The following is a 9119-nucleotide window of genomic DNA, read 5'->3' on the forward strand; positions in this document are numbered from 1 at the left end:
CGCCCCACCGCAGCTGGTCGGTTTTGGGTCGCCGGAGGATGCAGCCTTGATTTTTTTGTTTCGTTTTGCATCAAGGCAAAATGAAAAACAAGCCGATAGGCGCGTTAGATAAAATAGAACAATATTATACTACAATAATTACTTTAACTACTGATTGGAATTAATACATAGTTAACGTATGTAACTTAGCTGGCAAGGAACATTTCAATATCCTCCTCAACAGAAGAGATACCTCCGATTCCGAAATTCTCAACCAATACTTTCGCTACATTCGGAGAAAGGAATCCCGGAAGAGTTGGTCCGAGATGTATATTCTTCACTCCCAGATGAAGCAAAGCTAGTAATACTATCACCGCTTTTTGCTCATACCATGCTATATTGAAAGCGATAGGCAGATCGTTAATATCTTCCAGTCCGAATACTTCTTTCAGCTTGAGAGCGATAACTGCCAATGAATAGCTATCGTTACACTGTCCGGCATCCAATACACGCGGAATACCGCCTATATCGCCCAATGGCAGTTTATTGTAACGGTATTTGGCACAACCGGCAGTAAGAATAACCGTATCGTTAGGCAATGCCTCTGCAAAGTCAGTGTAATAATTACGGCCTTTCATGCGTCCGTCACAACCTGCCATTACAAAGAATTTCTTTATTGCGCCCGATTTTACGGCATCCACAACCTTATCGGCTAATGCCATCACCTGCGCATGGGCAAACCCACCCACGATTGTTCCGTTTTCGATTTCCTTCGGAGCCTGGCAGTTTTTCGCCATTTCTATTATTTCCGAAAAATCTTTCTGCTGCCCGTCTTTACGCTCCGGTATATGTTTTGCTCCATCGAGGCCGGAAGCACCTGTGGTAAATATCCGTCCTCTGTATGTCGCGTTTTTGGAAGGAGGTACAATACAGTTCGTAGTGAATAAGATTGGCCCGTTAAACGACTCGAAGTCTTCTTTTTGTTGCCACCATGCACCGCCATAGTTACCTACCAGATGTTTATATTTTTTCAGATGCGGATAATAATGTGCAGGCAACATTTCACTATGTGTATAAATATCTACTCCAGTACCTTCGGTCTGCTGCAAGAGTTCTTCAATATCCCTCAGGTCGTGTCCGCTGATAAGAATTCCCGGATTCTTTCCCACACCGATATTTACCTGTGTGATTTCAGGATTCCCGAATCGTCCGGTATTGGCCGCATCCAGCAATGCCATCACTTGTACACCGTATTTACCTGTTTCGAGAGCCAGGGCAACCAGTTCGTCAACAGAGATATCCTCTCTCGTAATTTCAGCTAATGCGCGCTGCATAAACATGTATATCTCATCATCCGTCTTGTCCAGGTTATAAGCATGCTCTGCATAGGCTGCCATACCTTTAAGCCCGTAATGTGTCAGTTCTTTCAACGAACGTATATCTTCATCTTTTGTGCGCAGCACCCCTACTTCAAGCGCTTTGTCCATGAACTGGGATTCATCTCCATTCCATGTACATTCGTCCGGAAGAATAATAGATGTATTTCCCAGCCGGACAGATAATTCTGCTTTCAATGATAAACCTTCCTTTACTTTCTCCTTTATCGCTTCGAAATCGAAGTTGGCATTGGTAATGCTGATAAACATAGCGTCGACAATAAACTTGTCCGCTGTAGATGAAGCCTTTCCTTCTTTTCTCAGTTCGTTGTTGTATACGGCGATTCCTCTGGTTACAAACAACAGTAAATCCTGAATATTCGAAACTTCCGGAGTTTTACCGCACACTCCCATTAATGCACAACCTGTGCCTTTAGCTGTCTCCTGACACTGAAAACAAAACATGTCCATGATAATATTTTTTAGTTAGTGATTATATCCATTCTTCTTTTTTCACATCGCCCTGCACCGAAAGCACGATTACTTTCACCGGTACATTCCTCTTAGCCTCTTCCCTTGCCATCTGTACTATCCGCACCAATCCTCCGCAACATGGAACTTCCATAATAAGCACGGTAAGAGTATCTATCTGCGCCACATCAATCAACTCAATCAGCTTGTCTATATAAGACTGCGTGTTACTGTCCAGCTTAGGACAGGCAATAGCAAGAGCCTTGCCTTTAAGGAAACGGCTATGGAACTCTCCACTGGCAAACGCGGTACAATCAGCGGCCAGCAACAGGTTCGCTCCTCGAAGAAATCCGGCATTCGGATTTAGTAAATGAAGCTGTACAGGAAACTGCCTTAATTCGGATGGTTGCACCATCGCAGGCGCAGCCATCGTGAATCCGGATGCGGCAGGCCTTTTAATCTCCTGCATCATGCTACCCGGACAGCCACAAGCTACAGGTTTGTTTTGCGTAATTGAGTTTTGCTTATCTTCGGCAGGAAAGTTCACTTTCACATTATGCTTTTTCAGATACTCCAATCCCTGATGTAACAGTTCATACTCCTCATGCTCTTTCAGATGGTTCAGGTGAGCGAGTATTACCTTCTCCCCTTTCGGGAGCATGCGTTCCATCACTGCATACTCGTCGTAGGGTTCAGCTTCACGTTCTTCGAGTGTAATAGCACCGACAGGACATTCTCCTATACAAGCGCCAAGACCATCGCAATAGAGATCACTAATCATAACGGCTTTGTCATTGATAAGCTGTAAAGCTCCTTCGTGGCAACCTGATACACAGGCACCACAACCGTCACATAGTTCTTCATCTATTTTTATGATCGTTCTTTTCATTATCTACCCTTTTTATTTTTTACAAAATTAAGGTGGTAGTACGTTTGAAATATGTCACATATGCGACGTTGGCCAAAATAATTATATCTTTATCTTTGAATACACAGATTAGAATATGGATTTAACAGCATTAAAAAAGATTCCGCTTTTTCGTTCAATACATGAAGCAGAAGTAGAAAAGATATTTTCGGAACTGAATATTACCGAAACACATTTCAAAAAAGGAGAGATCCTAGCCCTACAGGATGAACTATGTAACAGGCTCATTATACTACTTTCGGGCAGTGTAAAGGGGGAAATGACCGACCCTTCAGGGAAGGTAGTGAAAGTAGAAGACATATATGCGCCAAGCCCTCTTGCCATCCTGTTTCTATTCGGACCGGATAACCGTTTCCCCGTGCAGGCAATCGCGCGGGAGGATGTCACCGCATTGGTGATACCAAAGCAATCGGTGCTCAGAATGCTGAGTATGAACCAGACCCTGTTGAAGAATTATCTGGATATCTCGGCCGACTTTGCATCCCGGTTAAGTAAGAAGCTTCATTTTATGTCTTTCAGGACTATCCGTCAGAAGCTGGCTGTATATATACTTAACTTATCGAAAATGAAACAGGAGGATACCATAGAACTGGATAAAACCAAAAGTGCACTGGCTGAATACTTCGGAGTTTCGCGCCAATCGCTGGAACGTGAACTTTCAAATATGCAGCACGACGGATTGTTAACAGCCGATAAAAAAATGATTACAATAACGGATAAAAACAGATTGATCCATATTGTCCGTTTTTAAGAAATATACTTGCTAAAAAGCTGTAACTCTTTTTGTAAAATAAACAACTAGAATTATCTTTGATAAACCTTAAAGTACAAGATTGATGGAGCACAATAATTATCTGACCGACCAACAAATTAATATCATCCACAAAATCCCTCTATTCAGGGGGCTGAATGAGGATGCGAAGAGGACTTTGTTAGATAAGCTGGATTATACTGTGACCGAAATGTCCAAAGGCGAAATTATTATCCGTCAGAACACGCCATGCCTGCATATGTACATTCTCTTGAAAGGAAATCTTGAAGTAAACATTATCGATGTGTCGGGTAATAACGTCAAGGTGGAGAACCTTATTGGCCCACGGGCATTTGCCACCCCTCACCTGTTTGACGGGAATAGTATATTTCCCGCGACCTTCACCGTTGTGGAAGACGGTATTTTATTTAAGGCGACGAAAGAATCGGCTTTTAAACTGATAAGTTCAGAACCCGAGCTTCTAAAAAACTTTTTGCGACTTACCGGAAACTGCAATGCCTGTACGGTAAGCAGATTACGGATATTATCTTATAAGAGCATCAGAAGCCGCTTTATCTATTATCTGTTTGAGCACAAACAGAGCGACACATTATCTGTGATGGAACATAACCAGACTCAGTTAGCCGAATATCTGAGTGTGACGAGGCCGGCATTAGCCAATGAAATAAAAAGGATGGCTGACGAAGGTTTATTAAAGGTAGATGGCAGAAATGTGGAATTACTGTCTATTTCTTCTTTACTGAAATACGTCTGATACATACTTTACTATATAAAAGAACGGGAAAGATCAAAGTAATTGATATCTCCCGCTTTTAGTACATTTCCGTTTATTAAATAAGGCAATTACATTAAGGCTTTCAGCAAGCCCGGTATAAGGGAAGGAATTGCATCTTCGGTTTGAGCCGTGTATATATTCCCGTCAATGACAGATTTTTCGTCTGTACCGATACAGCCTTTAACCACCGATTTAACAAATGGATGTAAAGCCACTTTCTTCCCATTCACGATTCCCAGATTGTCGAAAAGTAGTGCGGCTGCACAATGGCCAATCAAAATCTTATCTTGTTCGCTGAAGTTCTTCATCACAGCCAACATATCCTGATTGAACTGCTTCTCTGCATTTTTTGCGAATTCAGGTATTGCATCACCACAAGCGAAGACTAACGCATCGTATTCATTTTCTCGTCCTTTGAGATTAGCAACTACATCATCCGTTTGCAAATTAATGCCCGAATTAGTTTTCACACTTGTAGTTTCTGCAACCGCAAACGTTTTATATGGAATATTATTTTCAAAGAATGCTTCCAGATACTGAAACAACCCTGCCCCATTTACAGGGTTTATTACTAATACTGCGATTTTTTTTGCCATGATTATTAAATTTTAGTGTTTACCATCATAGTTACTTATAATAACTTTATTACTTTTGTTATGCAAACATACTATTCATAATTAATATATACAAGACCAAACTTTTTTGTAAGTAAATTACAAAAAGGTAAGTAACATTGATATACAGTATAATAAGTCAGAAAAAAAATGAAAACTTTTCTTAGGGTCGAAATATGTCCTATCAGAGACATTCTGAGCAGACTGGGTGACAAATGGTCGTTACTTGTGCTTACAACATTGAGTGTAAATGGAACAATGCGTTTCAGTGATATCCAAAAATCGATAGGAGATATATCACAACGGATGCTAACGGTAACTTTACGCTCATTAGAAGCAGACGGGTTGATTGCAAGAACTATCTATCCGGAAGTCCCTCCACGGGTAGAATATTGCCTCACAGAATCGGCAAACGGGCTTATGCCTCATTTAAACAACCTTGTGGATTGGGCTGTAAAGAACATGGCTGATATTGCTGAAGAAAGGCTGATCTATGAAAAGAAAAAGCAATTATAAAAACTCTTTTACATTCAGGAAACCAGCACTTATTTACACATAAAATACAAGAGATGGCATAAGAGGAGTCTCTCATGCCATTATATTATAAGGATCTCAGATATTATATTCCGGAATTATTTCTTATAGATTTGGATTCGATTCATAGGTTGAAAGAGCGGATGTCGGTAGCATACCTTAAAAGAATTCTGCCGAGCTTGAAATATCATTTATTTACATTAATATTGTTTCTACTAAAAATATTGTGATAAAATGAAAATAAAAAAAATTAGAGAGAATAAAGAACAATTTATGAGCCTGCTCCTATTGGGTGATGAACAGGAAAATATGATTTCCAGATATTTAGAAAAAGGAGAATTATTTGCATTATACGACACTGATTTAAAAACCGTTTGTGTTGTAACACAAGAAGGTGAAAATACTTGCGAAATCAAAAACATTGCAACATACGAAAAAGAGCAAGAGAAAGGATACGGAAGTTTAATGATAAAACATGTAATTGAATACTACAAAGATAGATGTGATACGCTATTACTTGGTACGGGCGAAGACGATAAAATATTATCATTCTACAAAAAATTCGGATTTGTTTATTCTCATACGGTAAAAAACTTTTTCATAGACAATTACGACCATGAAATATTTGAAAACGGGAAGCAATTGAAAGATATGATTTATTTGAAAATGAATATATCTGACCTTTGAGACAATGGTGTAAGTTATGAGAAATAAAACAAATAGCAGAGAGGATTCCTCTCCGCCTCAGTAACCTTAACCGTTCTATTTTCGAACCAATTTCTCGAAGATTTGGGCTTGATTGATAAATCGGGGTAATAGATGCCGAAACCATAAATTCAGATAACATAGAACTATTAATAAATCATCTCATTGATTGGACTAATGAAGAAAAGTAAAGAATTGGAAATAGTAAAAAAACTGACGAATGTAGCTGACGAAAACAACATTGTTTTAAATGAAGATGGTTGGACAAGTCGTGTTTACATTGTAAATAAAGGCGAAATTGTTTTGAAATTTCTAAAGAATAAGCAATATAGAGAAGAATTTGAACATGAGATAAACATTCTGAAATTGATTAAAGATCACAAGTTTAATGTAAATATTCCTTTGATCAGTAGCTCTGAAGAAGACAATACTTACATCGTGCTTAATGGCCTGATGGGCAAATCAATGTCGGCAGAGATTGTAGATGCATTGACTAAAGAGGAAAAGAGAAAAATAGGTACACAAATAGGTTTATTCTTAAAAAAACTTCATACAGTCGCTTACCAAGGGAAAAGTCCAAATAACGAAAGTGAGATATTTGAATGGTTTCAAAAATCGTTTAATAGAAGAAAGCGCACATTAAAAAAACATTTCAATGAAAATGAACTTGTTGCTATTGAAGATTTGGTAACAACCTTGCCGCAAAGGTCGCAAAAGCTCGGGATAGTACAAGTTTTTTGCCATGGCGATTTAGGCTACAATAACATTCTGCTAACCGATAGTCTTGAAGTAGGAGTGATAGACTTTGGGGATGCTGGTTATAATGATCAGTCATATGATTTTGTTGGATTAGAAGATGATGATATGTTGGATGCAGTAATTTTAGCATATGATGGAGATGAAATTTTGAAAGCGAAAGTCGAAATACGACGACAGTTATTACCTCTTATGGAAATGTTGTTCTTGATTGATAAAAAGGATAAAGAAGGAGTTCAACAATGTGTAAAAAGGGTGCGGATAAATTTGAAAATGCATGAGATTTATAATGGTTAAATAACGGAAGAGCCTGACAAATTTCTCTGTCAGGCCTTCCTTGTACCCTTAAACGTTATACGTTCTGTTCTCGAACCAATTTCTTGAAGACTTAGACTTGATTTATGAATTGAGAGAGTGGATACCTAAACCATAAATTGTATATATTTGAATCTTGTAATCAAATTATAATATTATGAAATTTGAACCTACATACGATTATAGGCAAAGTGACTTTGATAAAGAAGAAAACCAAATTTTGTGGAAATTTGGTGAATTAATAAAAAATCTCATTATAATATCAAGTGATGCAGATACACAAAGGTATATTATTGGAATAGGCGCTGCTCCAGATGAAATGGCTTTAGATTTTGATTCATATTTTACATTGTCTTACAATCAATATTTAGATAACCGATTGTTAATTAAAGATGCTTTTGATGAGTTAATGTTACTCAATGATATCTTTGAAAGGTATAGTGTTGATAAGAGCTCTGATTTTTGGGATGACTCATTATTGGATACTAATAATGATTGGAGTATTGTCAGAAATAAGGCAAAGCGAATATTAGAAATAATGGGTTGGGATAATTTAGATATTGAATGTGACTATACTAATATATACGATGGCAAACATATAATTGGACAACAAACAATAACTCGACTAGTAAATAAAAAAGCCTAATAGATAATCCATTAGACTTTTCGAGTACCCTTAAACGTTCTATTCTCGAACCAATTTCTTGAAGATTTAGACTTAATTTATGAATTGAGAGAGTGGATTCCAAAACCATAAATATATTGATGCATTTTGTTTATATTTGCTAAATAATTAATTATAAAAGATTATATCTATGTTTTTTACAGAGGATGAAGATTTGGAAAAGGGTGAATTAATCCTAAGAAGAAAATATAATACATTATCTAAAGATGAACTGTCCCTTATTAAACCGATTTGGGCGCTTCGTCTTGAAGAAATGCAAAGTCCTCATCATCCTGATTTATTTAAAAAGTTTCCTGAACAATTTCATGAATATTGCTTTTTAAAAGCAAAAGTAGAAACTCTTCTGTTAGATTCTGATTTAAGATATTCTGAATTAGATGCAAATAATATTTTTGATAATAGATGGCATCATGAATACAGATATATAACAACATTAGAACGATGGCAACAGGGACTTCCTGTAGACCCACCGTTGTGTGATTACAATAAAGAATTAAAAGTATCGGATGGACGTCACAGAATTGTGCTATGTTATTATTTAGGTATAAATACAATACCAATATCAGTCAGAGCCGAAAAAGTCGATTTAATAAGAGAAAAGTTTTCTTTTGAACAAATGTGATTCATATTGAACCAATTTCTTGAAGATTTGGACTTAATTTATGAATTGAGTGTATAATATAATTGAAAAGTAGTCCACTAAAATAATTTAAAAGTATACCACCAGTTAAGTAAAATGTGTGAGAGCATCTAATAAAGCTCTACATTTTACTAACAAATATTAACATTATAAATTCCTTTGTGTATTAACCAACACAGAGGCTAAAATGATAACAATGGTGGAAAAACAAACAATTATTCACATGTACCGCACGGTTGGGTACAGTAAACGGGCTATAGCCAGGGAGTTGGATGTCAGCCGTAAGACCGTTCATAAAGTCATAGCCGAGTATGAAGCCGCATTAAACTGTGATGATCCTGAATCCTCTCTGGAATCGGTATTAACAATCCCCCCCCATTATAACAGTTCCCGGCGAGGCCGCCGTGTTATTGTCGGTAGCCTGAAAGATTTAATAGACGACTGTTTAGAGAAGAACGCTCGTAAACGTGCTATGGGCCTGAAGAAGCAGTGTATGCGGGGTAAGGATATCTACGAACTGTTAATAGATAAAGGCTTCCAGGTCAGCTATACGGGAGTTTGTAAATACA

At 37.6% G+C, this 9119-nt stretch carries 11 protein-coding genes; 8 read left to right on the forward strand and 3 right to left on the reverse strand.

Features of this window, described 5'->3' with window-relative positions:
* Positions 1-185 precede the first annotated feature (185 nt).
* Both hcp and HMPREF9455_RS18845 read right to left on the reverse strand, forming a co-directional pair.
* Complete coding sequence (gene hcp, locus HMPREF9455_RS18840) at positions 186-1820, reverse strand: hydroxylamine reductase (RefSeq protein ID WP_395858112.1); 1635 nt, start codon at positions 1818-1820, stop codon at positions 186-188.
* A 28-nt stretch (positions 1821-1848) separates the two neighbouring features.
* Positions 1849-2715, reverse strand: coding sequence for an ATP-binding protein (locus HMPREF9455_RS18845; protein ID WP_006801351.1), 867 nt, complete (start codon positions 2713-2715; stop codon positions 1849-1851).
* 115 nt (positions 2716-2830) lie between these two features.
* On the opposite strand from HMPREF9455_RS18845, the gene HMPREF9455_RS18850 reads away from it, so the two are divergent.
* Positions 2831-3505 carry a Crp/Fnr family transcriptional regulator gene (locus HMPREF9455_RS18850; protein ID WP_006801352.1) on the forward strand — a complete coding sequence of 225 codons (675 nt, stop codon included), beginning with the start codon at positions 2831-2833 and terminating at the stop codon, positions 3503-3505.
* Between the two features lie 85 nt (positions 3506-3590).
* On the forward strand, positions 3591-4280 hold the full coding sequence (locus HMPREF9455_RS18855) for a Crp/Fnr family transcriptional regulator (RefSeq protein ID WP_006801353.1): 690 nt from the start codon (positions 3591-3593) through the stop codon (positions 4278-4280).
* Positions 4281-4369: 89 nt separating this feature from the next.
* On the opposite strand, the gene HMPREF9455_RS18860 is transcribed toward HMPREF9455_RS18855, so the two are convergent.
* Positions 4370-4897 carry a DJ-1/PfpI family protein gene (locus HMPREF9455_RS18860; RefSeq protein ID WP_006801354.1) on the reverse strand — a complete coding sequence of 176 codons (528 nt, stop codon included), beginning with the start codon at positions 4895-4897 and terminating at the stop codon, positions 4370-4372.
* A gap of 168 nt (positions 4898-5065) precedes the next feature.
* Between HMPREF9455_RS18860 and HMPREF9455_RS18865 the strand changes: the two genes are divergently transcribed.
* The 6 genes from HMPREF9455_RS18865 to HMPREF9455_RS18890 all read left to right on the forward strand — a co-directional run.
* On the forward strand, positions 5066-5431 hold the full coding sequence (locus HMPREF9455_RS18865) for a winged helix-turn-helix transcriptional regulator (protein WP_006801355.1): 366 nt from the start codon (positions 5066-5068) through the stop codon (positions 5429-5431).
* Between the two features lie 252 nt (positions 5432-5683).
* On the forward strand, positions 5684-6136 hold the full coding sequence (locus tag HMPREF9455_RS18870) for a GNAT family N-acetyltransferase (protein ID WP_006801357.1): 453 nt from the start codon (positions 5684-5686) through the stop codon (positions 6134-6136).
* A gap of 195 nt (positions 6137-6331) precedes the next feature.
* Positions 6332-7207 carry an aminoglycoside phosphotransferase family protein gene (locus tag HMPREF9455_RS18875; protein WP_006801358.1) on the forward strand — a complete coding sequence of 292 codons (876 nt, stop codon included), beginning with the start codon at positions 6332-6334 and terminating at the stop codon, positions 7205-7207.
* Positions 7208-7382: 175 nt separating this feature from the next.
* Positions 7383-7871, forward strand: a complete 489-nt coding sequence (locus HMPREF9455_RS18880; protein WP_006801359.1) for a hypothetical protein — start codon at positions 7383-7385, stop codon at positions 7869-7871.
* Between the two features lie 169 nt (positions 7872-8040).
* The gene (locus HMPREF9455_RS18885; protein WP_006801360.1) at positions 8041-8532 is read left to right on the forward strand and encodes a hypothetical protein; all 492 of its coding nucleotides are present in this window, start codon (positions 8041-8043) and stop codon (positions 8530-8532) included.
* Between the two features lie 214 nt (positions 8533-8746).
* The coding region (locus HMPREF9455_RS18890) for a helix-turn-helix domain-containing protein (protein ID WP_006801361.1) at positions 8747-9119 on the forward strand (373 nt) is incomplete at its 3' end.

Origin of the sequence: Dysgonomonas gadei ATCC BAA-286 (assembly GCF_000213555.1) — a bacterium.
Classification (GTDB): Bacteria; Bacteroidota; Bacteroidia; order Bacteroidales; family Dysgonomonadaceae; genus Dysgonomonas; species Dysgonomonas gadei.

Bases quoted from the DNA above. Each gene is read 5' to 3' on its own strand.
- HMPREF9455_RS18870 (WP_006801357.1), top strand. From the start codon at position 5,684: ATGAAAATAAAAAAAATTAGAGAGAATAAAGAACAATTTATGAGCCTG.
- HMPREF9455_RS18855 (WP_006801353.1), top strand. From the start codon at position 3,591: ATGGAGCACAATAATTATCTGACCGACCAACAAATTAATATCATCCAC.
- HMPREF9455_RS18845 (WP_006801351.1), bottom strand. From the start codon at position 2,715: ATGAAAAGAACGATCATAAAAATAGATGAAGAACTATGTGACGGTTGT.
- HMPREF9455_RS18860 (WP_006801354.1), bottom strand. From the start codon at position 4,897: ATGGCAAAAAAAATCGCAGTATTAGTAATAAACCCTGTAAATGGGGCA.
- HMPREF9455_RS18865 (WP_006801355.1), top strand. From the start codon at position 5,066: ATGAAAACTTTTCTTAGGGTCGAAATATGTCCTATCAGAGACATTCTG.
- HMPREF9455_RS18850 (WP_006801352.1), top strand. From the start codon at position 2,831: ATGGATTTAACAGCATTAAAAAAGATTCCGCTTTTTCGTTCAATACAT.
- HMPREF9455_RS18885 (WP_006801360.1), top strand. From the start codon at position 8,041: ATGTTTTTTACAGAGGATGAAGATTTGGAAAAGGGTGAATTAATCCTA.
- HMPREF9455_RS18880 (WP_006801359.1), top strand. From the start codon at position 7,383: ATGAAATTTGAACCTACATACGATTATAGGCAAAGTGACTTTGATAAA.
- HMPREF9455_RS18875 (WP_006801358.1), top strand. From the start codon at position 6,332: ATGAAGAAAAGTAAAGAATTGGAAATAGTAAAAAAACTGACGAATGTA.
- hcp (WP_395858112.1), bottom strand. From the start codon at position 1,820: ATGTTTTGTTTTCAGTGTCAGGAGACAGCTAAAGGCACAGGTTGTGCA.